The following is a 26,923-nucleotide window of genomic DNA, read 5'->3' on the forward strand; positions in this document are numbered from 1 at the left end:
CGGGCAACGATCATGGACAACTTGCCCCTTGAGCCAATGCTCGCGGTAGTCGCGCTGCTGGTGTTGTGGTCGGCGCTGTTTACCGCCATCGAAGCCGCCCAGCACCATTTGCTGGCCCTGCGCCCTGGTACACGCCAGGGCGACAAGGCCGCTGCCCGCCTCAGCTTCCCGCGCAACAGCCTGATCCTGTGCAACACCCTGTGCCGCGCGGTGGTAGTGATTCTCTGCACCCTGCTGGCGATCCATGCCTGGGCAGAAAACGGTCCCTGGCTCGGCTGGCTGATCTCCAGCGCGCTGTTGCTGGTACTGGCCGACTACCTGCCCCGCACCCTGGCCACCCGCCATCCGCAAGCGGTGTTGGGGTTTGGCAATACGCTGCTGGGGGTGCCGCTGAAGATCCTCTTTCCCCTGGCCTGGGTGCTCAATGCCGCCAGCCTGCTGTTGCTGCGCCCTTTCGCACGCAAGTCCGGGGTGGTGAAAAAAAGCGACGAACCACAGCCCGAGCACCCAGACGAACAGGCTGCGGACGCGGGCGACGACCGTACGCCGACCATGCCGGGCATCCACGCCCTGGACAACATCACCGTCAATGACATCCTGGTGCCACGCAGTGAAGTGGATGGCATCAACCTCGATGACCCTATCGAGCAGATCATCGAACAACTACGCATCTCCCGGCGCACCCGCCTGCCGGTGTTCCACAGCGATATCAACCAGGTCGAGGCGGTGCTCAACACCCGGCAGATCCAGCATCTGCTGCCCGATGCCAGCCTGACCAAGGATGCCCTGCTCGCGGCCTGCCATGAGCCGTACTTCGTCCCGGAAAGCACACCGCTGCAGTTGCAGTTGCTGAACTTCCACAAGCAGCAACGGCGCCTGGGCATGGTCGTGGACGAATATGGCGAAGTGCTGGGCATCGTCACCCTGGAAGACATCCTGGAAGAGATCGTCGGCGAATTCGAAAGCGAACAGAGCCTGGACAACCCCCTGATCCAGCCGCAGCCAGATGGCCGCTATGTGATCGACGGCGCGGTGTCGATTCGCGAACTCAACAAATACCTGGGCTGGCACCTGCCCAGCGATGGCCCCAAGACTCTCAATGGCCTGGTGACCGAAGCGCTGGAGACCATTCCCGATTGCGCAGTTTGCGTGAAGATCGGCCGTTATCGCCTGGAAATCCTCGAAACCGAGGACAACCGGGTGAGCAAGGTATTGATCTGGCATATCGGCTCGGCGCCGATTGCCACCTGACTCACCGTGGATGGGCTTGTGTGGGAGCGGGCTTGCTCGCGATAGCATCACCTCGGTATCACTGATACACCAAGGCGCCCGCATCACGGGCAAGCCCGTTCCCACATTTGATCTCCTGCATTCGCACCTCTTGTTGTATCCGCGCGCGCCTTCCTATAATCGATCCCGCTTACCCAAGCCCCGCCCGACCGCGTGCTATCCGCACTGAGCGTGTCCAGGCACCGCTTTATCGTGTCTGACCGGTACTCGCTCCCATCCCGAGTCGACTCCGCGCACTGCCCTGATCCATGGGTGCAAGACCAATAATAATCCGCGCCAAAGGCGCAATGACCATCAGGGATACCTCAATGAGTACCACCTATAACGAGGCCGCTCCCGCCGCCCCGACCAACTCGACCAGCCGCGTCGCGACCGCGAGCATCATCGGCACGGCCATCGAGTTCTACGACTTCTATATCTACGCCACGGCCGCCGCGCTGGTGATCGGCCCGGTGTTTTTCCCGCAGAGCTCCGGCACCGCACAGATGTTGGCGGCGTTCCTGACCTTCGGCATCGCGTTTATCGCCCGGCCATTGGGCTCGGCGCTGTTCGGCCATTTCGGTGACCGCATCGGGCGTAAATCGACGCTAGTGGCCTCGTTGCTGCTGATGGGCGTGTGCACCACCTTGATCGGCTTGCTGCCGGGCTACGACACCATCGGCGCCTGGGCACCGATCCTGTTGTGTGTGCTGCGTTTCGGCCAGGGCCTGGGCCTGGGCGGGGAATGGGGCGGCGCCGCCCTGCTGGCCACCGAGAACGCCCCCAAGGGCAAGCGCGCCTGGTTCGGCATGTTCCCGCAGTTGGGGCCTTCCATTGGCTTCCTGGCGGCCAATGGGCTGTTCCTGATCCTGGCGATGAACCTGGACGATGAGCAATTTCGCAGCTGGGGCTGGCGCATTCCGTTCCTGCTCAGCGCCGCGCTGGTGATGGTGGGCCTGTATGCACGCCTGAAACTGCACGAAACCCCGGTATTCGCCAACGCCGTGGCCAAGGAAAAACCGGTGAAAGTGCCGCTGGTGGAGCTGTTCAGCCAGCATTGGCTGCAGGTACTGCTGGGCGCCGCAGCGATGGTGGTGTGCTATGCGCTGTTCTATATCACCACGGCATTTTCCCTGAGTTACGGTGTGAGCACCCTGGGCTACAGCCGCGAAACCTTCCTCGCCCTGCTGTGCTTTGCCGTGCTGTTCATGGGTGCAGCCACGCCGCTGGCAGCCCTGGCCAGTGACCGTTATGGGCGCAAGCCGGTGCTGATCGTCGGTGCGGTGCTGGCAATTCTCTCGGGCTTCACCATGGAACCGTTGCTGACCCATGGCTCGACCTGGGCAGTGGCGTTGTTCCTGTGCCTGGAGCTGTTCCTGATGGGCGTGACCTTTGCGCCGATGGGGGCATTGTTGCCAGAATTGTTTCCGACCCGCGTGCGTTATACCGGGGCTTCGGCGGCGTATAACCTGGGCGGGATCGTCGGGGCTTCGGCCGCACCGTTCTTTGCGACCAAGCTGGTGGCGATGGGTGGGCTGAGTTATGTCGGCGGGTATGTGTCGGCGGCAGCGTTGCTGAGTTTGATTGCGGTGCTGTGCCTGAAAGAGACACGGGACAACGATTTGAATCGCGTCGCCTGATAGACAGCTATCGCGGGCAAGCCCGCTCCCACATTGGGAATGTATTCCAAATGTGGGAGCGGGCTTGCCCGCGATGCTTTTACAGCTCTACAACCACCGCCTGCGAGGCACGGGTCGCCTTGGCCCGGGCAGCCTCGATCGACTCATCCCGCGCCAACGCCACGCCCATACGGCGCTGGCCATTCACTTCTGGCTTGCCGAACAGACGCAGCGCGGTATCCGGCTCGCTGAGGGCTGCACCGAGGTTGGCAAACGCAGTCTGGGTCGACTGCCCTTCCACCAGGATCACCGACGACGCCGATGGCCCGAACTGACGGATCAACGGAATCGGCAAGCCCAGAATCGCCCGTGCATGCAGGGCAAACTGCGACAAGTCCTGGGAAATCAAGGTCACCAGACCAGTGTCGTGGGGGCGCGGCGAGACTTCGCTGAACCACACCTGATCGCCCTTGATAAACAGCTCGACACCAAACAGGCCACGACCACCCAGGGCCTCGGTCACGGCTTTGGCGACGCGTTCGGATTCAGCCAGGGCCGCCGGGCTCATGGCCTGTGGCTGCCAGGACTCCTGGTAGTCGCCCTTCTCCTGACGGTGGCCCACTGGCGCGCAGAAGGTGGTGCCACCGACGTGACGCACGGTCAGCAGGGTGATTTCGTAATCAAAGTCGATAAAGCCTTCGATGATCACCCGGCCCTTACCGGCGCGACCGCCTTCCTGGGCGTAGTCCCAGGCTTTTTGCACATCATCGGCACTGCGCAACAGGCTCTGGCCCTTGCCTGACGAACTCATCACCGGCTTGACCACACATGGGAAGCCAAGATCTTCGACGGCCTTGCGGTAGTCTTCGACGGTGTCGGCAAAGTGATACGGCGAGGTCGGCAGGTCCAGCTCTTCAGCGGCCAGGCGGCGGATGCCCTCGCGGTTCATGGTCAGCAGCGCCGCACGGGCGGTGGGGATCACGGTGAAGCCTTCAGCTTCCAGCTCCACCAGGGTGCCGGTGGCGATGGCTTCGATTTCCGGGACGATGAAATGCGGCTTTTCCGCTTCGATCACCGCACGCAGGGCCGCGCCGTCGAGCATGTTGATCACATGGCTGCGATGCGCCACCTGCATCGCCGGCGCGTTGGCGTAGCGATCCACGGCAATCACTTCAACGCCCAGGCGTTGCAGCTCGATTACCACTTCCTTGCCCAGCTCACCGCAGCCACACATCAATACGCGGGTCGCGGTTGGCGACAATGGAGTTCCGATTCGGGTCATCTCAGGTCCTCAGGGGAGCGGATCAGGGGGGAGAAAGGCCGGCATTTTACATGAACGGCCGGCATTGGCCTCAGTTGGCGACACGCTGGCGACGCAAACGCCAGGCCATGGCCAGCCACACCACGGTGACCCCGGCAAATTTCGAGGCCAGGGCGGTGCCGACCACCGCGGGCGTCAACGCGCCGATCAGGCCAAAAAAGATAAAGGTATCGAGGGGAATACTCAGCGCCGAACTGATCCACAGCCGGTCGTGCAACGGGCGCTTGGTGATACTGAAGACCAGCCAGTCGATACACTCGGACACCGCGAACGCCGTGGCGCTGGCCAAGGCGATAGAAGGATCGGAGGTGATATAGGACAGCACCAGCGCCGCGAGCATGGCGATGATCGCCCCGTGGCCGAAGCGGGTTTGCACCATGTCGCGCAGGATAAACACCAGGCCACCCCAGGCGGACCAGATGACATCCAGGTGCGGAGCGGTGGAAAAGGCGAAGTTGATCAGCACGACGCTGCTGATATAGGCGATCAGGAAGAGCATGGGGCGAGGGACCTGTGGGCAATGCGCACAGGGTACTGCACCAGAAACCCTGTGGCGAGCGGGCCTGTTGTGACCACTGGACCTATTGTGGCGAGCGGGCTTGTCGGAACGCCGCATCGCCCGCGCTGGGCTGCGTAGCAGCCCTAAAACAGGCGCCGCGGTTTACCTGAAAGTCCATGGAAGTCCTATTGGGGCTGCTGCGCAGCCCAGCGCGGGCAAGCTCGCTCGCCACAGAAAACCATCAGGTGCCGGATTTACCGGGAATCATCCACAACACCCCACTGGCCTTCGCCCGCTCATGACACAGCCCTAGCACCACCCGGCGCTCGGCATTGTCCATGCGGCTCCAACGCGTGATTTCATCGACATTGCGCTGGCAACCCGTGCAGATATCGTCGTCATCCAGCGCACAAATACTCACACAGGGCGAGGCTACTGGGCGTTCAACCGGGCTCATTCTGACTGCTCGACCAGATCGCGGGCATAGCGCTGGGAGTTATGCACATAGTGCGCAGCACTGGCCTCCAGCATTCTTTTCTGCTGCTCGGTCAGCTCCCGCACGACTTTGCCGGGCGAGCCCATCACCAGCGAGCCATCGGGGATTTCCTTGCCCTCGCCGATCAACGAGTTGGCGCCGATGATGCAATGCCGGCCGATCTTGGCACCGTTGAGGATCACCGCATTGATGCCAATCAGGCTGTAGTCGCCGACGGTGCAGCCATGCAGCATGGCGTTATGCCCAACCGTCACACCGGTGCCCAGGGTCAGGGGGTAGCCCATGTCGGTGTGCATCACGCTGCCGTCCTGCACGTTGCTGTTCTTGCCGATCAGGATCAGTTCGTTGTCGCCACGCAACACCGCGTTGAACCAGACGTTGGCCCCCTCTTCCAGCTTGACCTTACCCACCAGCGTGGCATTGGGCGCCACCCAGCTGTGTGGATGGGTCTCGACGCGGGCATCGCCCAGGCGGTATTTCATGGTCTTCCCTCACAGCTTGCCATTCAAACGATGGCTTAGGTATTGATGAAGCTTTTCGGCGGACGGTGCAGGCTGATGTCGGCATCGTCATAGAGCAGGTTGATCAACTCGACGATCATGATCGCCGTCAGCCCCCAGATCTTGTATTCACCAAACCGATAGCTGGGCACATACCAACTGCGGCCCTGGTAATCAATGCGATGGGTGTGCTCGCGCGGGTCCTGGCGGAAAAACTCCAGGGGCACGCTGAATACCGCAGCAATCTCGGCATCGTTGGCCAGGTACTCGACATAATCGGGAATCACCCCCACATACGGCGTCACGCGGATGCCGTGCAGGGAGATCAGTGGGCTCAAGGGGCCGATCACTTCCACCAGGCCCGGCGGCAGGCCGATTTCTTCTTCGGCCTCGCGCAGGGCGGTGAACACCAGGTCCGGGTCTTCCGGGTCGCGGCGCCCACCCGGAAAGGCCACTTCACCGCCATGGGTCGATAGCCCGCTGGCACGCAGGGTCAGGATCAGCTCGGGTTCGTCACTACGGGTAATCGGCACCAGCACGGCGGCCTCGGGGAAACGTGCGTCAGTTTCCAGCGTGCGTGGCGTGTGATTGCTTACCCGGCGAAGTAGCTCGTCCAGCATGAGTCATCTCGATCTGTTGACTACCTTGCATCATGCACCAAAGCGTACGGGCGCCCAACCCCAAAACCCCGGCGGTGTCGCTAAACGACAACTTGCAGGCCACTGCCCTGCACGCCAAGATAGGCGCAGTCCCCAGGAACCCAAGCATGAATTTCTGCAGCCAGTGCGGTAAACCGGTCACCCAGCGCATTCCCGAAGGCGATGCACGCCTGCGTTATGTGTGTGACCACTGTCAGACCATTCACTACCAAAATCCCAATATCGTCGCCGGCACCCTGCCCGTCTGGGGCAACCAGGTGCTGCTGTGCCGACGGGCCATCGAGCCGCGCCTGGGCTTCTGGACCCTGCCTGCAGGCTTTATGGAAAACGGCGAGACCGTCGAACAGGGCGCCGTGCGCGAAACCCTCGAGGAAGCCTGCGCCAGGGTGCGCAACCTGAGCATCTACACGTTGATCGATGTACCGCACATCAGCCAGGTGCATATCTTCTACCGCGCCGAACTGATCGACCTGGACTTTGCCGCCGGCCCCGAGAGCCTGGAAGTCAGGCTGTTCGACGAAGCCGATATCCCTTGGTCCGAGCTGGCTTTCCGCACGGTCAGGCGTACCTTAGAATGCTTTTTCGCTGACCGTCGGCAACAGGTGTTCCCCGTGCGCAGCGAATCGGTGCCACCCCTGACTCAACCGGCGCAATAAGCCTTTATACGGATATCGTTTCAATGCGTTGGTTGCTTGCCCTGCTCTGCCTGTCGTTCGCTACGCTGTCGTCAGCCACCACCCTGCAAACCCTGGGCGGTAAAACCGTAGAGAAAATCCTGGTGCTCAAATCCGCGCACCAGTTGCAATTGATCAACGACGGCAAGCCGCTGAAGACCTACCGGATTTCCCTGGGCAAGAACCCCAAGGGCCACAAGCTGATCGAAGGCGACCGCCGCACGCCGGAAGGCTTCTACTGGATCGACTGGCGCAAGACCAGCGACCGCTTCAACCTGTCCATGCACATCTCCTACCCCAATATCAGCGACGCCGCCCGCGCGCGCCGCGAAGGGGTCAAGCCCGGCAGCATGATCATGATCCACGGCACGCCAGACAGTGAGGAATACCCCGAACAGTGGTTCCACACCCTGGACTGGACCGACGGCTGCATCGGCATGCGCAATGTCGACATGCGCGAAGTGTGGAACCTGGTCAAGGACGGCACGATGATCGAGATCCGTCCGTAACCTGTACCGTTCGTAAAATAATTCAAAAAAAAACCTGTCTCCCCCACAGCCCCTGCCGGTGAATACCATTTCACTGCCAGGGGCTGCGTCTTTCTGCGCGCCATAAAGACCTCTCTAATACCACTTGATGCCAGGCACCTTTAAGGTGCCTGTAAACAGCCATGCGCACGCTTTTGGCGGCATTGACATGGTATTTAAGTGGTATTAATTTCCGGCCATTACCGGGCGACAACACTCCAATAACGCATCGGAAACCCTACAGATGAATCCCATCCAGACCCTGCGTCCTGACGACCGACAATCCACGCCGCTGTATCTGCAACTGGCCCGCAACCTCGAAGCCGCCATCCATGCTGGCCAGTGGAAATCCGAGCAGGCCTTGCCTTCGGAGCGCGTGCTCAGCGAGCAGTTGAGTATTTCCCGAGTCACCGCCCGTAAAGCCCTGGAAGTGTTGTTTGCCCAAGGCCTGATCCGCCGTAGCCAGGGCTCTGGCACGTTTATTACGCCACGCCTGGAACAGCCACTGTCGCGCCTGTCGGGGTTCAGCGAGATGCTGCGGCTCAAGGGCTTTGTCCCCGGCTCCCAGTGGCTGGAGCGGGAAATCACCCCGCCGACCCATGAGGAACTGATTCGCCTGTGCCTGTCGCCCACCGACAAAGTGGCGCGCCTCAAGCGCCTGCGCAAAGCCGATGACACCGTCATGGCGATCGAGATGAGCGCCCTGCCCGCCTCGATCATTCCAAAGCCCCAGGCCATTGGCAGCTCGCTCTACGAATACCTGGAAGGCATCGGCAAACCGGTGGTGCGGGCCCTGCAACACATCCAGGCCATCAACGCCTCGGATGAGTTCGCCGCCCTGGTGGGCATCGCCCCCGGCACCGCCATGCTGCTGATGACCCGGGTCGGCTACACCGCTGATAACACGCCAATCGAGATCACCGACACCTACTGCCGCAACGACTACTACGACTTCGTCGCCGAGCTGCGGCGCTATGACTTTGCCGCTGAACTGCGGCCCTAGAGAACTGCCCATGTCCGAAGACAATATCCTCACGCCCCACGGCTGGATTCGCGGCCGCCTGGCGCACCACGAAGGCAAGGTCAGCGCCGTCGAAGGCGTGCCTTGCGACCCGGCCGACAACGACCTGCCCTACCTGCTGCCGGGTTTTATCGACCTGCATGTGCATGGCGGCGGCGGCAAGGACATCATGGAAGGCAGCAGCGCCTTCGAGACCATCACCCGCACCCATGTGCGTTTCGGCACCACTTCGCTGCTGGCCACCACCATGACTGCGCCGGTCGAGGAAATCTCCCGGGTGCTCGGCGAACTCGGCCAGTTCTGCGAACAGCGCCCGGCCGGCAGCGCCCGGGTGCTGGGGGTGCACCTGGAGGGCCCCTACATCAATCCGGGAAAACTCGGCGCACAACCCAACTTCGCCCACACCGCCTTGATGGCCGAGGTTGAGCAATACCTGCGCCTGGCGCCCATCCGGGTGATCACCATTGCCCCGGAAATCGCCGGGCATGACGGCCTGATCCGCACCCTCAGCCAACGCGGCGTGCGCATGCAGATCGGTCATACCCTGGGCAGCTATGAAGAAGGCGTCGCAGCCCTGGCCGCCGGCGCCACCAGCTTTACCCACCTGTACAACGCCATGAGCCCGTTGCATCACCGCGAGCCGGGTATCGTCGGCGCCGCACTGGCCCATGCCCAATACGCAGAACTGATCCCGGACCTGCTGCATGTACACCCCGGCGCCATGCGTGTGGCCCTGCGCTCGATCCCCTGCCTGTACTGCGTCACCGATTCCACCGCTGCCGCGGGCATGCCCGACGGCGAATACAAGCTGGGCAGCCACACCGTGACCAAATGCCTGGGCGGCGTACGCCTGGCCGACGGCACCCTGGCCGGCAGCACCCTGACCATGGATCAGGCACTGCGCAACCTGGTGAAGATTGGCCTGCCCATCAGCGAAGCCTCACAGCGCCTGTCGCAGTTTCCTGCGGACTATCTGGGCCTGGAACAACGCGGTCGCCTGCAACCCGGCAGTTTTGCCGACTGCGTGCGCCTGGACCGCTCCCTGCACCTCACCGACGTAATGGTCGAAGGAGAAACCATTGACTTCAAAAATGCTTGAAGAGGCCCTGTCCTCCAGTGAGGCCGTCGCGGCCCAATTACAATGCCTCGCCCCCCTGCTGGCCGAGGTCGCAGGCCGCCTGCGCCGCCAGCCGCCGCAAGTGGCGATGACCGTCGCCCGTGGCAGTTCGGACCACGCCGCCAGCTACTTCGCCTACTTGACCATGCAGCACGTGGGCGTGCCGGTGGCGTCGCTGCCGATGTCGGTGGTGACGCTGGCGCAGGCGCCGCTGAAAGTCAGCGGTCAGGTAGCCTTCGGTTTTTCCCAGTCGGGGCAAAGCCCGGACCTGGTCAACAGCCTGCGTCTGTTGCGCAAGCGCGGGGCCTTGAGCGTGTCGATGGTCAATGCCGAAGACTCGCCCCTGGAGGCAGCATGCGAATTCCATGTGCCACTGTGCGCCGGCCCCGAACGCAGTGTGGCCGCGACCAAGAGCTTTATCGCCACCTTGAGCGCCAGCGCCCAGTTGGTCGGCCACTGGAACCAGGAAGATGGCCTGCTCGAAGCCTGCCACGCCTTGCCCGCCGGCCTACGCGCAGCGGCGACCCAAGACTGGAGCCTGGCCATCGACGCCCTGCGCGATTGCCAGCGCCTGATGGTCATTGGCCGTGGCGCCGGATTTGCCATCGCCCAGGAAGCTGCGCTCAAACTCAAGGAAACCTCGGCGATCCAGGCCGAAGCCTTCAGCAGCGCCGAAGTGCGCCACGGGCCGATGGCCTTGATCGACGCCAACTACCCGTTGCTGGTGTTCGCCCCGCGCGGCGCCGAACAGCCGGGCTTGCTGACCCTGGCCACGGAAATGCGCCAACGCGGCGCCCGCGTGCTGCTGGCTGCGCCCGAGGATATCGCCGAGCGTGACCTGACCCTGAGCCGCGCCGAACACCCGGCCCTGGACCCGATCCTGGCGATCCAGAGCTTTTACGTGATGGCCGCCGGCCTGGCCCAGGCCCGGGGCATGGACCCGGACCAGCCGCGCCACCTGAGCAAAGTCACCCGCACCCACTGAAGTGGTGTGCAGCGTTTTCCTGATGAGTACCGTGCCCATGACCAACAATAACAATGACCTGACCCTCAACGCGCCCTTGACCGGGCCGGTGCGGACCCTGGGCAACGTGCCAGACGAGGTGTTCGCCAGCGGCGCCATGGGCGATGGCCTGGCCATCGACCCGCTCAACGATTGCCTGTATGCGCCATGCGATGGCGTGGTGATTCACCTCGCCCGCACCGGACATGCGCTGACCCTGCGTGCCGACAACGGTGCAGAAATCCTGTTGCACGTGGGCATCGACACCGTCGAGCTCAAAGGTGAAGGCTTTGCCCTGCTGGTCAAGGAAGGCGCCCGCGTAAGCAGCGGCCAGGCTTTGGTGCGCCTGGACCTGGACCGCATCGCCCGCCAGTGCAAAAGCCTGATCAGCCTGATCATCCTCACCAACAGCGATCAGTTCGAGCTGCGCCCGTTCAGCATGCAAATGGCGACCGTGGGCCAACCGCTGATGCAGGTCTGCCCGCGCCCTACCTCGGCCACCCGCACAGTTGCTGGCACGCACACCGCCAGCGCAAGCAGCGCCAGCATTCGCACCACCCACAAAGGTGGCCTGCATGCACGCCCCGCTGCACTGATCCGCAAGACCGCCCAAGGTTTCAGCAGCCAATCGCACCTGCATTTCGCCGGCAAATCTGCGCCGTGCGACAGCCTGATCGGCCTGCTGGGCCTGGGGATTGGCGAGCAGGATGAGGTGCGCGTCAGTTGCCAAGGCGAAGACAGCGAAGCCGCCTTGCAAGCCCTGCTTGCGGCGTTGTCCCTGGCGGTTCCCCACACAGCCCCGGCCCCGGCCACCGTCGCTGCGCAGCGCGCGCCCGCCGAAGCCGTTGTTTTGCAAGGTGTCTGCGCCGCACCTGGCCTGGTCTGCGGGCCTTTGTGGCGCATGAGCAGCATCGAGTTGCCTGCAGACCCACGGACCCACGTCGCCGATGAACAGTTGCAGCAACTGGACGCCGCCCTGGAGCAGGTGCGCGGGGAAATCCGCCGCACCCTGGAGCACGCCCGTCGGCACAAGGACGTGGACGAAGAGGAGATCTTCGCCGCCCACCTGGCCCTGCTGGAAGACCCCGCCCTGCTGGAGGCCGCCACCGCTGCCATCGAGCAAGGCAGCGCCGCCACCCACGCCTGGCGCGATGCAATCCAGGCCCAATGCGCCGTGCTGCTGGGGTTGGGCAAGCCGTTGTTCGCCGAGCGCGCCAACGACCTGCGGGACTTGCAGCAACGGGTCCTGCGGGCGCTGCTGGGCGAAGCCTGGCAGTTCGAGTTGCCGGCCGGCGCAATCGTCGTCGCCCATGAATTGACCCCCTCGGACCTGCTGCAGTTGAGCGCGCAGAACGCCGCTGGCCTGTGCATGGCCGAAGGGGGCGCCACCTCCCATGTGGCGATCCTGGCCCGGGGCAAAGGGTTGCCCTGTGTGGTCGCCCTGGGCAGTGCAGTGCTCGACGTGCCCCAAGGCCAGCGGGTGGTGCTGGACGCCGCCAACGGCCGCCTGGAGCTGACGCCGGATGATGCACGCCACGCCGAAGTGCACCAGATCCGCGACGCGCAAAAACTGCGGCGCCAACAGCAACAGGCCCAGGCCCAGGCAGCGGCCAGCACCCTCGATGGCGTGGGCGTTGAGGTGGCGGCCAATGTCGCCTCCAGCAGCGAGGCGCAGACGGCCTATGAAAACGGTGCAGATGGCGTTGGCCTGTTGCGCACCGAATTTCTGTTTGTCGACCGCCGCACCGCGCCCGACGAGCAAGAGCAGCGCCAGGCCTATCAGGCGGTGCTGGACGCCATGGGCGACAAACCGGTGATCATTCGCACCATCGATGTGGGCGGCGACAAACAGCTCGATTACCTGCCACTGCCGGCCGAGGCCAACCCGGTGCTGGGCCTGCGCGGCATTCGCATGGCCCAGGTGCGCCCGGAACTGCTGGACCAGCAATTGCGTGCCCTGCTGCAGGTCAGCCCGTTGCAGCGCTGTCGGATCCTGTTGCCGATGGTCAGTGAAGTGGACGAGTTGCTGCACATTCGCCAGCGCCTCGATGAACTGTGCGCCGAACTGGAGTTGACCCAGCGCCCGGAACTGGGAGTGATGATCGAAGTGCCGGCCGCCGCGTTGATGGCCGAGCAACTGGCCGAGCATGCGGACTTTTTGTCGATCGGCACCAATGACCTGTCCCAGTACACCCTGGCCATGGACCGCGACCATGCGGGCCTGGCGGCCCGGGTCGATGCATTGCACCCGGCGCTGTTGCGCCTGATCGCCCAGACCTGCGCCGGCGCGGCGAAACATGGGCGTTGGGTCGGCGTGTGCGGCGCCCTGGCCTCCGACCCGCTGGCCACCCCTGTGCTGGTGGGCCTGGGGGTGCGCGAGCTGTCCGTCAGCCCGCCGCAGATTGCTGAAATCAAAGACCGTGTACGCCACCTCGACGCCGCGCAATGCCGGCAACTGAGCCAGGGCCTGCTCAACCTGAGCAGCGCCGGGGCCGTACGCCAAGCCTGTAACCAACACTGGCCGTTGAGCTGACAACAACAAGAAAAAGGAGACTCGCCATGTACCAACACTTTATCGAAGGCCTGCAACGCCTGGGCCGCGCGCTGATGCTCCCCATCGCCATCCTGCCGATTGCCGGCCTGTTGCTGCGCCTGGGTGATACCGACCTGTTGAACATCGCGGTGATGCACGACGCCGGGCAAGCGATCTTTGCCAACCTGGCCCTGATTTTCGCCATCGGTATCGCCGTGGGTTTTGCCCGGGACAACAACGGCACCGCCGGGCTGGCGGGTGCCATCGGGTACCTGGTGATGATCTCGACCCTCAAGGTGCTGGACTCGACCATCAACATGGGCATGCTTGCCGGGATCGTCAGCGGGTTGATGGCCGGCGCCCTGTACAACCGCTTCAAGGACATCAAGCTGCCGGAGTACCTGGCCTTTTTCGGTGGGCGACGCTTCGTGCCGATCGTCACCGGGTTCTCGGCCGTGGGCCTTGGCGTGGTGTTCGGCCTGATCTGGCCACCGGTGCAGCACGCCATCAACGGCTTCGGCGTCTTGCTGATGGAAAGCGGCAGCCTGGGGGCGTTTGTGTTTGGCGTGTTCAATCGCCTGCTGATCGTCACCGGCCTGCACCATATCCTCAACAACATGGCCTGGTTTGTGTTCGGCAGCTTCACCGACCCGGCGACCGGCGCGGTGGTGACCGGCGACCTGACCCGCTACTTTGCCGGCGACCCCAATGGCGGCCAGTTCATGACCGGCATGTTCCCGGTAATGCTCTTCGGCCTGCCGGCGGCGTGCCTGGCGATGTACCGCAATGCCCTGCCGGAGCGGCGCAAGATCATGGGCGGGATATTCCTGTCGATGGCCCTGACCTCGTTCCTCACCGGGGTGACCGAGCCGATCGAGTTCGCGTTCATGTTCCTCGCGCCGTTCCTGTATCTGCTGCATGCACTGCTGACGGGCCTGTCGATGGCCGTCACCAACCTGCTGGACATTCACCTGGGCTTTACCTTTTCCGGCGGGTTCATCGACATGGTCCTGGGCTGGGGCAAATCCACCAATGGCTGGCTGGTGGTGCCCGTGGGCCTGGCCTATGCGCTGATCTACTACAGCGTGTTCAACTACTGCATCCGCCGCTTCAACCTCAAGACACCGGGGCGCGAAGACATTCAGGTGGCCCAGGCCGAAGTCATGACCGATAACCAGCGCGCCCATGGGTACCTGCGTGCATTGGGCGGTGCCGCGAACCTGTTGAGCGTCGGCGCCTGCACCACGCGCCTGCGCCTGGACATGGTGGACCGCAACAAGGCGGTGGATGCCGAGTTGAAAGCCCTCGGCGCCATGGCCGTGGTCCGTCCCGGCAACGGTGGCAGCCTGCAGGTGGTGGTCGGGCCGATGGCCGACAGCATTGCCGACGAAATCCGCCTGGCCATGCCCACGTCCGCTAACGTGCCGGTGCCCGGCGCCGCCCTGCCAACGCCAGCGGCCAGCGTCGCCACCGTCACCACGACCCAGGCCCAGCAATGGCTGGATGCATTGGGCGGGCAGGACAATGTGCTGCAACAGGACTGCATCGCCATGACCCGTATCCGCCTGCAACTGGCCGATGAAAAAGGCCTGTCGCAAGCGCAGCTCAACAGCCTCGGGTGCCAGGGTGTCAGTCGGCTTGAAGACGGCGTGTGGCATTTGCTGGTCGGCGACCAGGCCCAGGGTTTGAGCGACGCCCTCAAGGCCCTGGCCCACCGCAACCCAGTGCGCGCGGGCGTCTGACCTACCTATCTACCGCCCCGCCCGGGGCGCCCCTGCCCATGCTGACGGCTCTAATCCTTCAGCATGGAGCCTGTGCCTGTGAGCACTTCCAATCCCCCCCTGAGCTTTGACGAGATCAAAAGCTCACTCAACCTGATCGGCCACCATCTACTCGATGTCGATAGCCCGTTGCTGCCTGCGCAAACCCCGTCGGCAGACCTGGCTTATCTGGAGCGCTTGAACACGCTTCTCAAGCAGTACCGTCAACAGTTCCTGGACAAGAGCCGCGCGCTGTACCAGGGCCTGGCCCAACACGATCTGCAAAGCACTGAAGGCCAGACCCTGCTGGCCACCCTCAAGACCACCCTGAACACACAACTGCTGGAGTTGGACCGACGCGAGCAGATTGACGGCAAGGCGCGCAAATCCTTCATGACCTTTGAAGCGGGCTTCACCGCACAGGCCAGGGAAGCGGCGCTCGGCGCGACAGATCGCCTGCTGCATCCGCAAGAACGGGCGATCCTCGATCGCATACCGCTGGGGGCGACTCTGCGTCCCGGCCTGTACGCATTGACCCTGCAATACCAGGGGCACACCGTGGAGCTGGCCGGTGCGTTTGTCCTCACCGAGCAGTCGGGCCCGGTCGTCACCGACCTGACGTCTGTCACGCCGGTGGGCCGCGTAGGGTTGTTCACGCCCTCACGAGGGATCGAGTTTTTCGACTCGTTGGCCAGCCTCGACAGCCAGTTGTTCCAGCGCCTGGCCAGCCCCGAAGAACGCCGCCACTTCATGGACCTGCTTGCCCGCAGCTATCACGCACTGACACCGAGTGCCATCTGGCCACTGGCGTTGACACCGATCCAGGATAGACCGCTGTACGAGCATCTCGACAACGCGCTGATCGCCAAACGCAGCGAGGACATTGATCGCGCACTGAGCCTGGTGGACAACCCGGGCAACGACAGCCAAGCGTTGATCGATGCCCTGGAACAGGCGATCCGTGGCGCCCTGCCCGACCTCACGGCGCGCTTGCAATGGCGCGCCCAGGCCCTGCTGGACCGCTGGCTGCGCCACAGCGCACCCGATTGGTACCGCAGCGCCAGTGATGCGCGGCGTGCCCTGCTGGCGGAGTACCTGCATCGCTACAACGAGGCCCGGCAGAATCTGGAGCAGTTGCTCGGCCCCCTGGCCACACCGCACGCCCTGGCGCGGCATCAGTGGCTGGAGCGTCTGAGCGATGACCTGGAGATCCACGATCTGGCCCCCGAACAGCTGCAGGTCAGTACCCGGCGCTTTGTCAGCGCCGTCGGCGAATATACCCACGAGCGCAACCTGATCGAACTGGCCCTGCGCGGCCTGCATCCGGGCGATGAACAACCCGGCTCCGAGTTCCTCAAAAAGACCACCCTGCACTACGCCGGCGCGGCGCTGCCCAACACCTATGCCGAGCTGACGCCTGCCTGGCTCGTAGAACAACTGAGCACGTTGCAGCCGCGCATCGACTTTGGCGAGTTGCAAAAGCACCTGCACGCCAAGACCGAGCTGCGCCAGGCCATCGAAACCCTGTTCGACCACAGAATCAACGCCCTGGCCTACGCCGCAATGCTGCAGGGGCATTTGCGCGAAGACGATTTCGAGCGCATACAGCGCCTGCGCCAAGGCAGCGATCCACAGCTGAGCGCTTCGACCCTGGCCCTGCACGAGGCACAACTGCAAGACCTCTGGGTGCTACGCCAGCGCAACACCCATGGCGTGGTCGACCGTGTGTTGCTGTGTACCCCGCAGGCCCCCCGCGAACAGCAGTTCCAAGCGTTCGACAGTGAAATCGCGTGCCAGAACCATATCCTCGGCTGGGCCCTGGACAACGGCGGCACGCCACCGCAAGGCAGCCTGACCGACTACCTGCTCGGCCGGGTCGCCCTGCGCTTTCGCGCCAAAATGAACCAGGTGCTCAGTGGCCTGAGCTACAAGTCCCATGCTCAGGAACACCAGGAAATCACCTTCGGCCCTGCCCACAGCCACGCCGAATGCCTCAAGGCCATGGCCAGCCATGTGTTGGCCACGCGCACTGATGACGATGTATTCAACACCCCCGACTGGTATCGCTCGGCCCCGGCGGACACGCGCCGCACCCTGATGAAGCGGGCGGACGACAGCGACGAGGGCTTGCGTTTCTACAACGCGTTTTCATTGTCCGAGGCGCAGATGCCCAGTTTCGCGGCCTATCTGCATGAGCAAGCCCGCAAGCGCCTGAATCAACTGCTGGGACGCGCAGGCAACGATGTGGATCCCGACACCGTCTGGGCCTATTCGCCCACCGCCCTGATCCGCACCTCGACGCCCGCCCCCATCAGCTATACCCAGCTGTATCGCGATGGCTATGCCGACGGCATTGGTTTTCTGGAGGAGAAGTTCTCGCGCTCGGCCCGCTTCAAAGGCCCCGAAGGCGTGGACCTGAGCCCGCTGACCGCTGAAAAGGTTGCCCGCTCGGTCACCGGCGTGTGGATAGGCCAGCGCTATATCGATGAGGTCAAGAGCCGCCTGCTGAATGTCGGCCAACCCGACTACGAAATGCGCCGCAATGCCACCCTCGCCCTGACCCAGATGCAACTGCGCAACGCGGCCCTTGAATGTCGCTTGCAAGGGCACATCGCCTCGCTCGATCTGAAATGGCTGGAGCGCACTATTTCGAGCATGGACCAGACGTCACCCCAGATCCGTGGCGAGCACGCCATCCATCGCCTGGTCATCGACGGTGAATGGGTGATCGGTTGCTACCTGTTCAGCCACGACAATCACCCGACGTTGCTCTACACCCCAAATGCGCCGGACGGCATCAGCCTGCGCGAAGCCCGGCTATTCAATTATCTGCTGAAAAAACTCCCTGGCATGCTGGGCTATCTGCTGGAGCGGGTTGCGGTTCAATCCAAGGCGCGGGTGCGTACGTTCCTGGAAGAGGCCAGGCGCCAGTTGCCCGAGGATCTGGATAAAACCAGCAGCAGCCCGGCACGCCATGACCCGATCCGCTCCCAGACCCAAGTGCAGGACCTGCGGCGCGAGCTGTACGACTTGAGGTTGCAGCGCACGATTGACGATGTGCAAGCGACCACCGTCAACCGCACTCAAATGATCAGTGGCATTTTCTGGACCTGCGTGGAATGGGTCGCCGCCATCGCCACCGCGCCCTTCCCGGTCCTGAGCCTGAGCGTCGGCCTGGCGTTGGCGTTCAAGGACGGCATGCTCGCCCTGCATGCTTACCATCAGGGTGATAACGCCCAGGCCCTGGAACACTTCATCGGCTATCTGCTCAACAGCGCGGGTGGCTTGTTCACCGATCTGCGGCCCGCCCTCGGCACCCTGCAGCAATTCGTCCGCCCTGTGGTGCGCCAGGCGCCACGGCGCATCGCGCAAAGCCCGGCGCTGAAACTGATAGCCCCTCTGGAACCCACGCCGGCGAAGCCTGCGGGCATGCAATCGGTGCTGTTCAATGGCGAATTTCTTTGGGCGCCGCTGACCCCGGACCCCATCGGTCGCTATTTGCTGTACCGCCTGGACCCGGTCACCGGCAAGCTGGTCTCGACCACCCGCCTGGCCGCGCCCGATGCCCAGGGCGTGTGGAGGCGTACCGGCGTGACCGGCGGCGCGCCGAAATATGAAAAAGTCCCGGAGACCCCCGACAGCCTGAAAAACTACGAGATGCCGGCCAAGTACATGGACAAGGTGGAGCACGTTCTGAACCCGGAACTCAAGGCCCAACTGCGCAAGCAAGGGGATTGGGTTTACGACAATCCGCATGTCACCCTGGCAATCGCAGCACAGGATCTGCAGCCGGTGCGCCAGGTGTACCAGCAACAGGTCAGCCAACTGCGCAAGGATGCCGAGGTTTTTTTCAGCACCCCCAGAGCGCCAGCGCAGCGTGCCGCGTTACCGCCGGTCACGGCAGATACTTCGCTGGCAGCACTCGTCGGCACCCCGGCCAACACTCGCGCGCCGAACCTGATTATCGGCGCCGAACCGAGCTCCATCGCCAGTCAGCAAGTACTGATTGATAACATCGAGGCGTTGGCTGCCAAGGGTTACAAGCGCCTGTATGTGGAATACCTGCCCGGCGATGTGTTCCGCCAGAAACTGGCGAAACTCAACAACGGCAAATCCTGGAAGCATATCGAGCGCCACCTGAAGGTGGTCGACAAAGCGTTTGGCTTCGCGGAGAACGGGCCATTTTCCTATCTTGCGCTGGTGCGCAAGGCCTCGGCCAAGGGCCTGAAGATCAAGGCACTGGACGCCTCGACGTCCTACCATTTGGAAGACGCCCTCGTCCTGGGCGATACGCCGCCCACCACTGCCCGAGAGCCAGGGCTGCGCAATTTCTATTCGTCCAGGGTGCTGGAGGCCGATAGCGAAGCGTTGCCCGACGAACCCTGGATCGCTCTGGTCGATCCGGCGCGCATGAGCACGGTCAATCAAAAACCTGGCCTGGCCGATCTGCACAACGCCATTGCTGTGCGAGTGGAGGAAGTCGGTCCCGGCCAGGCGACCGGGATGCGTATCGACAACCTCGGTGCCACCGTGGCGGATGGAAAATCGGCCGATTACGTACTGGCGGTACAAACGCACACCACAACCGCCGACCTGCCAGGGCCCTCTACCACAACGGCGCCCGCTGCGCCCGGGCATTACAGTGATTACGATATTGCCCCACAACTGCGCGAAAGCATTCGCGTCCAGTCAAGCGAGGCCCGCCGCTTGAGCAATATTTATGAACCCACTCATGAAAAATACCGCAAGGCGCACTACGCCTTCAAAGACGCCCAAAAGCGCCTGAACGAACACGCCAAACAGTATTTAAGCAGTCACACCCTACCCGCCCGGCCGGACCTTGCACCGCTCAGCGCGCAAACACAGCCGGTGCCGTTTCTCCAATCGGTAAGCGAAAGCTCCTTGCCCGGATTGGTTATCGGTGAAACGAAAAAAGCGCAATCGAGCAAGGCGTTCCTCATTGAACATATGCAAACACTCAAGGACCTGAAGTTTGACACCCTTTACATCCAACGCCTGCTCACGGACCAGCACCAAGCAGATCTGGACGCTTTCCTCAATTCAAGAAAGATGTCTACCCACCTCAAGGACGACATCAAAAAACTGGATACCTACAGTGGCTCCCACAGCTATTTCGAAGTGATTCAAAAAGCCAATAAATACGGGATCCGGGTCCGCGCACTCGACTGCAATGCCAGCTACCACGCCAAAGACGCCGGCCCAGAGGCCCGGAACCGGATGTTCAGCTACTTCGCCTCGCACGTAATCAGTGCGGACCAGGCGGCAAACGGCCCGCATAAGTGGGTGGCTTTCGTTGACGCCTCCCATACCAACACCAATCGCCAGATACCAGGCCTGGCCGACCTGCAAGGGACCGTCAGCCTGAATATCCGCGATAGCGCATCGTCTCTGTCGAGCGACATTCGCCCCGGTCGCTGGGAGACGAGCTTTGCGGCCGAATGGACAGCGTCACGCAGTGACTTTACGTTGGAGGTCGGCGTGACGGGCACACCGCCTTATGATTTTGTGCCGCTGGATAGAACGCGCTTGAAGGCGTCCGGACATTTCCTGGTTGAACGCCCCTCGATGAGTGAGACCAACCTGCTGCACAAATCCAGGACCGGAGAAATCGTCTCGACGCCTATCCAGGTGGATGACCAGGGGCTGTTTTTCATTGATCGCTGGGGCATGAAGGATCAGCGCTTCCCCCACCAGGACACGTTGATTACTGCCATCCGAAGGAACATGGAGCTGACCCCGGCACCGTAACGGCCTGACACGCCAACGTTATGGCAGGCAAAAAGAAACCCGCTGGCCCAGACGGTCCAGCGGGTTTGTTTTTTGCCAATCAGCGCATCAGAAATCCGCCAACTGCCACACCTCGTACGCCGGTGTTTCGTAGGGATGACTGAGCTTCAATGCGGCCACAACGGCCTGAATCAACTCATCCGCCACCACCAGCTCAACCTTCCATTCTTCGACGACTTCGACCTGGCCAACCTGGCCGATAAACGGCTGGCTACCTTCCAGGGGGCGGAACTGGCCACGCCCCAATACCTGCCAGGCGCAGTTGTCGTAGTTGCCGATGCGCCCGCCACCTGCGGCGAAGAGGGCGGTTTTCACCGCCTCCACATGGCTGTCGGGCACAAAGAAGCTGAGCTTGTACATGGCCTTAGTTCACCCACACACGTGCGTTACGGAACATGCGCATCCACGCACCGTCTTCGTTCCACTCTTCAGGGCGCCACGAGTTCTGCACGGCGCGGAACACACGCTCCGGGTGCGGCATCATGATGGTGACGCGACCGTCGCGGCTGGTAAGGCCGGTGATCCCGCGCGGCGAGCCGTTCGGGTTGGCCGGGTAGCTTTCGGTAACCTTGCCGTGGTTGTCGACAAAACGCAGGGCCACGGTGCCGGACAGATCGGCTTCCAGCAGGGCTTCTTCGCTTTCGAACTCGGCATGGCCTTCACCGTGGGCGATGGCGATCGGCATGCGCGAACCGGCCATGCCCTGCAGGAAGATCGAGTTGGACTCCTGCACCTGCACCATGGCCACACGGGCTTCGAACTGCTCGGAACGGTTGCGCACAAAGTGCGGCCAGAACTCGCTGCCCGGGATCAGCTCGCTGAGGTTGGACATCATCTGGCAACCGTTGCACACACCCAGGGTGAAGCTGTCGTTACGCTCGAAGAACCCCTGGAACGCATCGCGGGCACGGCTGTTGAACAGGGCCGACTTGGCCCAGCCTTCACCGGCACCCAGCACGTCGCCGTAGGAGAAACCGCCGCAGGCCACCAGGCCTTTGAACTCATTGAGGTCAACGCGACCGGCGAGGATATCGCTCATGTGCACGTCGATCGCATTGAAGCCAGCACGGTCGAACGCCGCCGCCATTTCCACCTGGCCATTGACGCCCTGCTCACGCAGTACGGCAACTTGTGGGCGGATGCCTTTCTTGATGTAAGGCGCGGCGATGTCCTGGTTGACGTCGAAGCTGAGCTTGGTGCTCAGGCCCGGGTTGTCTTCTTCCAGGATCACGTCGAATTCCTGCTCGGCGCAGTCGACGTTGTCGCGCAGGCGCTGGATCTGGTAGCTGGTCTCGGCCCATTGACGTTGCAGCAGGCGGCGCTGGCCGGCGAACACGGTGTCACCGTTGAACGAGATATTGATTTCGCCGTTGTTGATCGGCTGGCCGATCACGGCCACGCAATCATCCAGGCCAGCGGCGCTGAATTGTGCGAGTACATCCGGGGTAGCGTCCTGGCGCACCTGGATCACCGCGCCCAACTCTTCGTTGAACAGGATGCCGTTGATCTCGGCTGCATCCTCGGCAACGCTGTCGAGCACGATGTTCAGGCCGCAGTGACCGGCGAAGGCCATCTCTACAACACTGGTCAGCAAGCCGCCGTCGGAACGGTCGTGGTAAGCCAGCAGGTGGCCGTCGGCATTAAGGCCCTGGATCACAGCGAAGAAGGCTTTGAGGTCTTCCGCATCATCCACGTCCGGCGCGTGTTTGCCGAGTTTGCCGTGGGTCTGCGCCAGGATCGAGGCGCCCATACGGTTCTGGCCACGGCCCAGGTCGATCAGGATCAGATCGGTGGTGCCCTTGTCCATACGCAGTTGCGGGGTCAGGGTCTGGCGGATATCGGTGACCGGGGCGAAGCCGGTGACGATCAGCGACAGCGGCGAAGTGACGCTCTTGTCGCTGCCATCTTCGTTCCAGCGGGTGGCCATGGACATGGAGTCCTTGCCCACCGGGATGGTGATGCCCAACTCAGGGCACAGCTCCATGCCGACTGCCTTGACGGTGTCGTACAGGCGCGCATCTTCACCCGGATGACCGGCTGCGGACATCCAGTTGGCCGACAGTTTGATGTCGGACAGCTTGCCAATACGGGAAGCAGCGATGTTGGTGAGGGTTTCACCAATGGCCATGCGGCCCGACGCCGGGGCGTCCAGCAGGGCCAGCGGCGTGCGCTCGCCCATGGCCATGGCTTCACCGGTATACACGTCGAAGCTGGTGGCAGTGACGGCAACGTCAGCCACTGGAACCTGCCACGGGCCGACCATTTGGTCACGGGCAACCAAGCCGGTGATGGTGCGGTCGCCAATGGTGATCAGGAAGCTTTTGCTTGCTACGGCCGGGTGGTGCAGCACGCGTTCGATGCTGTCGGCCAATTCCAGTTTGCTTGGGTCGAAATCATCGCCCAGTTCGGCTTCACGTACCGCCGAACGGTGCATGCGCGGGGCTTTGCCCAGTAGCACTTCAAGGGGCATGTCCACCGGGCTGTTGCCGAAGTGGCTGTCGGTAACCGTCAGTTGCGGCTCGGCAGTGGCTTCGCCGACCACGGCAAACGGGCAGCGCTCGCGCTCGCAGATGGCCTGGAAGCGTTCGAAGTCCGCCGGGCCAACGGCCAGTACGTAACGTTCCTGGGATTCGTTGCTCCAGATTTCGTGCGGGGCCATGCCCGGCTCGTCGTTTGGAATATTGCGCAGCTCGAAACGGCCGCCACGGTCGCCATCGTTGACCAGCTCCGGGAAGGCGTTGGACAAACCGCCGGCGCCGACGTCGTGGATAAAGCTGATGGGGTTCTTGTCACCCAACTGCCAGCAACGGTCGATGACTTCCTGGCAGCGACGCTCCATTTCCGGGTTTTCGCGCTGTACGGAAGCAAAATCCAGGTCTGCCGAGCTGGTGCCGGTGGCCATGGAGGAAGCCGCGCCGCCGCCCAGGCCGATCAACATCGCCGGGCCGCCAAGCACGATCAGCTTGGAGCCGACCAGGATCTCGCCCTTCTGCACGTGGTCTTCACGGATGTTGCCCATGCCGCCGGCCAACATGATCGGCTTGTGGTAGCCGCGCACTTCATCGCCACGGGGGGTGGTGATGGACTGCTCGAAGGTACGGAAGTAACCGGTCAGGGCCGGACGCCCGAATTCGTTGTTGAACGCGGCGCCGCCCAGCGGGCCTTCGATCATGATGTCGAGTGCGGTAACGATGCGCTCAGGCTTGCCGTACGGCACTTCCCACGGCTGTTCGAAGCCTGGGATCTGCAGGTTGGACACGGTGAAACCGGTCAGGCCGGCCTTGGGCTTGGCGCCACGGCCGGTTGCACCTTCGTCGCGGATCTCGCCGCCCGAGCCGGTGGCTGCGCCCGGGAACGGGGCAATCGCGGTCGGGTGGTTGTGGGTCTCGACCTTCATCAAGATATGCACCGGTTCCTGCACCGCGCCGTACTGGCGGGTTTCAGGGTCCGGGAAGAAACGGCCGGCGATGCTGCCGACGATCACCGAAGCGTTGTCTTTATAAGCCGACAGAACGCCTTCGCTGTGCATCACGTAGGTGTTCTTGATCATGCCGAACAGGCTTTTTTCCTGGCTCTGACCGTCGATATCCCAACTGGCGTTGAAGATCTTGTGACGGCAGTGCTCGGAGTTGGCCTGGGCGAACATCATCAGTTCGATGTCGTGGGGGTTGCGCTGCAAACCGTTGAAGGCGTTGACCAGGTAGTCGATCTCGTCTTCGGCCAGGGCCAGGCCCAGCTCGGTGTTGGCCTTCTCGAGGGCGGCGCGGCCACCGCCCAGCACGTCAATCGCAGTGAGCGGCTTGGGCTCGGCGTGGCTGAACAGGCCGGCAGCCTGTTCCAGCTGGCTGACGATGATCTGGGTCATGCGGTCGTGCAGGCTGCTGGCGATCAGCTCGGCTTCGGCATCGCTGAACTGGCCAGCCACGTAGAAGGCGATCCCGCGTTCCAGGCGCTGGATTTTTTCCAGGCCGCAGTTGCGGGCGATATCGCTGGCCTTGCTCGACCAGGGCGAGATGGTGCCAAACCGCGGCAGAACCAGGAACAAGCGGCCGGTCGGCTCTTGAACGGGAACGCTGGGGCCGTACTTCAGAAGGCGTGCCAGCACTTGCTGTTCGTCGGCGGTCAAAACGCCGTTAACATCGGCGAAGTGAGCAAATTCAGCATACAAGCCAGTGACAGCTGGAACCTTCTGGCTCAGTTGCTCAAGGAGTTTGCTGTGGCGAAAGGCAGAAAGGGCAGGAGCGCCGCGCAGGATCAACATCTTCGGGACAGCCTCGGGAAGGGGGTGTGCTTTGAGGCCGTGCATTCTAGCGTAAACCTGCGCCAACGGCACCCGAAACGGCACCGCTGGCCGCTGCCGAACGTCAGTTGGCCGCGATTGCACGGTATCGGGGCGTTTTCCAGGGTCGCCGCTGTAGTTTTTTTAACCGTCACAATTGCGCCCCAGGCCACGTTTCTGCGGGCTGCAGCACAGTTTCGCAGGCGCTAGCAGACAACGCCCATGCTGTCGAGATATGGCGCCGTGGGCCGTTTGCGTATACTGCGCAGATGTTCTCCCCAACTGCTTTGCGCCCGCGATGTGCCAAATGGCTCCTCGCCACCGGACTCTTCCTGATGCTCAGCGCCTGTGTTGATAAACCCAGCACGCTCGAGCGAATCAAGGAGGATGGCGTATTGCGGGTGATTACCCGAAACAGCCCGGCCACCTATTTCCAGGACCGTAACGGCGAAACCGGTTTCGAATACGAACTGGTCAAGCGCTTTGCCGACGACCTGGGGGTGAAGCTTGAAATCGAGACCGCCGACAACCTCGACGACCTGTTCGGCCAGTTGGGCAAACCCAACGGCCCGGTATTGGCCGCCGCCGGCCTGGTCAGCAGCGAACAGCGTAAGCAACAGGTGCGCTTTTCCCATGCGTACCTGGAAGTCACCCCGCAGATCATCTACCGCAACGGCCAGTCCCGCCCCACCAACGCGGCAGACCTGGTGGGCAAGAAGATCATGGTGCTCAAGGGCAGCACCCACGCAGAGCAACTGGCCGAGCTGAAAAAGCAGAATCCTGCGATTGAATACGAAGAGTCCGACGCCGTTGAAGTGGTCGACCTGCTGCGTATGGTCGACGAAGGGCAGATCGACCTGACCCTGGTCGACTCCAATGAAGTGGCAATGAACCAGGTGTACTTCCCCAACGTACGGGTGGCCTTTGACCTGGGCAACGCCAGCAACCAGAGCTGGGCGGTGGCTGCAGGTGAAGACAACAGCCTGCTCAACGAGGTCAACAGCTACCTCGACAAGGTCGAGAAGAACGGCACCTTGCAGCGCCTCAAGGATCGTTATTACGGGCATGTCGATGTACTGGGCTATGTGGGCGCCTACACCTTTGCCCAGCATTTGCAGCAGCGCCTGCCCAAGTACGAGAAGTTCTTCAAGACCTCGGCCAAGGAAGAAAAGGTCGATTGGCGGCTATTGGCAGCCATTGGCTACCAGGAATCGCTGTGGCAACCGGCGGTCACCTCCAAGACCGGCGTGCGCGGCCTGATGATGCTGACCCAGAACACCGCCCAGGCCATGGGCGTGTCCAACCGCCTCGACGCCCGGCAAAGCATCAAGGGCGGCGCCAAGTACCTGGCGATGATCAAGAGCGAACTGGACGACAAGATCCTTGAACCTGATCGCACTTGGTTTGCGCTGGCGGCCTACAACGTCGGCGGCGGCCACCTCGATGACGCACGCAAACTGGCACAAAAAGAAGGCCTGAACCCGAACAAATGGCTGGACGTTAAGAAAATGCTGCCGCGTCTGTCGCAGAAGCAGTGGTACAGCAAGACCCGCTACGGCTACGCCCGTGGCGGCGAACCGGTACATTTCGTGGCCAACATCCGTCGTTACTACGACATCCTGACCTGGGTGACCCAGCCGCAACTGGAAGGCAACCAAGTGGTGGAAGGCAACCTGCACGTCCCGGGCGTGGACAAAACCAAGCCGCCGGAAGACAGCCCCCAACTCTAGACCACAGGCTTGCTGTGGCTGTGGCAAACAGGCTTGTTTTTGGAGAGCGGGCTTGTTTGTGGCGAGCGGGCTTGCCCCGCGCTGGGCTGCGAAGCAGCCCCAATAAGG

General features: G+C 62.7%; 18 protein-coding genes. 11 read left to right on the forward strand and 7 right to left on the reverse strand.

Translation table 11 applies throughout. The features are described from left to right. Window positions 1-12 precede the first annotated feature (12 nt). Entirely contained in the window at window positions 13-1,251 is a 1,239-nt protein-coding gene (locus HBO09_RS11410; protein ID WP_169997307.1) for a transporter associated domain-containing protein, read from the forward strand. Window positions 1,252-1,598: 347 nt separating this feature from the next. After that, entirely contained in the window at window positions 1,599-2,909 is a 1,311-nt protein-coding gene (locus HBO09_RS11415) for an MFS transporter (RefSeq protein WP_169997305.1), read from the forward strand. 79 nt (window positions 2,910-2,988) lie between these two features. Here HBO09_RS11415 and purT read toward each other — a convergent pair whose 3' ends face one another. The 5 genes from purT to HBO09_RS11440 form a co-directional block, all read right to left on the reverse strand. Then, window positions 2,989-4,170, reverse strand: a complete 1,182-nt coding sequence (purT, locus tag HBO09_RS11420) for a formate-dependent phosphoribosylglycinamide formyltransferase (RefSeq protein WP_029296172.1) — start codon at window positions 4,168-4,170, stop codon at window positions 2,989-2,991. A gap of 70 nt (window positions 4,171-4,240) precedes the next feature. Next, on the reverse strand, window positions 4,241-4,708 hold the full coding sequence (locus HBO09_RS11425) for a VUT family protein (protein ID WP_029296170.1): 468 nt from the start codon (window positions 4,706-4,708) through the stop codon (window positions 4,241-4,243). A 241-nt stretch (window positions 4,709-4,949) separates the two neighbouring features. Further along, the gene (locus HBO09_RS11430; protein WP_169997303.1) at window positions 4,950-5,165 is read right to left on the reverse strand and encodes a DUF1289 domain-containing protein; all 216 of its coding nucleotides are present in this window, start codon (window positions 5,163-5,165) and stop codon (window positions 4,950-4,952) included. Further along, window positions 5,162-5,686 carry a gamma carbonic anhydrase family protein gene (locus tag HBO09_RS11435; protein ID WP_104911692.1) on the reverse strand — a complete coding sequence of 175 codons (525 nt, stop codon included), beginning with the start codon at window positions 5,684-5,686 and terminating at the stop codon, window positions 5,162-5,164. The genes HBO09_RS11430 and HBO09_RS11435 overlap by 4 nt, the downstream gene beginning before the upstream one ends. A gap of 35 nt (window positions 5,687-5,721) precedes the next feature. Next, on the reverse strand, window positions 5,722-6,324 hold the full coding sequence (locus tag HBO09_RS11440) for a CoA pyrophosphatase (protein ID WP_169997301.1): 603 nt from the start codon (window positions 6,322-6,324) through the stop codon (window positions 5,722-5,724). A gap of 146 nt (window positions 6,325-6,470) precedes the next feature. On the opposite strand from HBO09_RS11440, the gene HBO09_RS11445 reads away from it, so the two are divergent. From HBO09_RS11445 to HBO09_RS11480, 8 genes are all read left to right on the forward strand, one after another. After that, complete coding sequence (locus tag HBO09_RS11445) at window positions 6,471-7,019, forward strand: NUDIX hydrolase (RefSeq protein ID WP_169997299.1); 549 nt, start codon at window positions 6,471-6,473, stop codon at window positions 7,017-7,019. A gap of 23 nt (window positions 7,020-7,042) precedes the next feature. Continuing rightward, window positions 7,043-7,546: a L,D-transpeptidase family protein gene (locus HBO09_RS11450; RefSeq protein WP_169997297.1), complete on the forward strand. Its 504-nt coding sequence runs from the start codon at window positions 7,043-7,045 to the stop codon at window positions 7,544-7,546. A gap of 262 nt (window positions 7,547-7,808) precedes the next feature. After that, window positions 7,809-8,567 carry a GntR family transcriptional regulator gene (locus HBO09_RS11455; protein WP_169997295.1) on the forward strand — a complete coding sequence of 253 codons (759 nt, stop codon included), beginning with the start codon at window positions 7,809-7,811 and terminating at the stop codon, window positions 8,565-8,567. 10 nt (window positions 8,568-8,577) lie between these two features. Then, complete coding sequence (nagA, locus tag HBO09_RS11460; RefSeq protein WP_169997293.1) at window positions 8,578-9,684, forward strand: N-acetylglucosamine-6-phosphate deacetylase; 1,107 nt, start codon at window positions 8,578-8,580, stop codon at window positions 9,682-9,684. Then, window positions 9,665-10,687 carry an SIS domain-containing protein gene (locus tag HBO09_RS11465; protein WP_169997291.1) on the forward strand — a complete coding sequence of 341 codons (1,023 nt, stop codon included), beginning with the start codon at window positions 9,665-9,667 and terminating at the stop codon, window positions 10,685-10,687. Before nagA ends, HBO09_RS11465 begins: the two co-directional genes overlap by 20 nt. A 37-nt stretch (window positions 10,688-10,724) precedes the next feature. Then, a complete protein-coding gene (ptsP, locus tag HBO09_RS11470) occupies window positions 10,725-13,238 on the forward strand; it encodes a phosphoenolpyruvate--protein phosphotransferase (protein WP_169997288.1) in 2,514 nt (837 codons plus the stop codon). Between the two features lie 26 nt (window positions 13,239-13,264). Continuing rightward, window positions 13,265-14,980 carry an N-acetylglucosamine-specific PTS transporter subunit IIBC gene (gene nagE / locus HBO09_RS11475; RefSeq protein WP_169997286.1) on the forward strand — a complete coding sequence of 572 codons (1,716 nt, stop codon included), beginning with the start codon at window positions 13,265-13,267 and terminating at the stop codon, window positions 14,978-14,980. 78 nt (window positions 14,981-15,058) lie between these two features. After that, window positions 15,059-20,767: a membrane-targeted effector domain-containing toxin gene (locus tag HBO09_RS11480; RefSeq protein WP_169997284.1), complete on the forward strand. Its 5,709-nt coding sequence runs from the start codon at window positions 15,059-15,061 to the stop codon at window positions 20,765-20,767. An 87-nt stretch (window positions 20,768-20,854) separates the two neighbouring features. Here HBO09_RS11480 and HBO09_RS11485 read toward each other — a convergent pair whose 3' ends face one another. Together HBO09_RS11485 and purL are read right to left on the reverse strand one after the other, a co-directional pair. After that, a complete protein-coding gene (locus tag HBO09_RS11485; RefSeq protein ID WP_169997282.1) occupies window positions 20,855-21,166 on the reverse strand; it encodes an NGG1p interacting factor NIF3 in 312 nt (103 codons plus the stop codon). 4 nt (window positions 21,167-21,170) lie between these two features. Further along, entirely contained in the window at window positions 21,171-25,067 is a 3,897-nt protein-coding gene (gene purL, locus HBO09_RS11490; protein ID WP_169997347.1) for a phosphoribosylformylglycinamidine synthase, read from the reverse strand. Between the two features lie 287 nt (window positions 25,068-25,354). Here purL and mltF point away from each other — a divergent pair, with 287 nt between their 5' ends. After that, window positions 25,355-26,815 carry a membrane-bound lytic murein transglycosylase MltF gene (mltF, locus tag HBO09_RS11495; protein WP_169997280.1) on the forward strand — a complete coding sequence of 487 codons (1,461 nt, stop codon included), beginning with the start codon at window positions 25,355-25,357 and terminating at the stop codon, window positions 26,813-26,815. The last annotated feature ends 108 nt before the right edge of the window (window positions 26,816-26,923 follow it).

Origin of the sequence: Pseudomonas sp. WS 5027 (assembly GCF_012985695.1) — a bacterium.
Taxonomy (GTDB): domain Bacteria; phylum Pseudomonadota; class Gammaproteobacteria; order Pseudomonadales; family Pseudomonadaceae; genus Aquipseudomonas; species Aquipseudomonas hygromyciniae.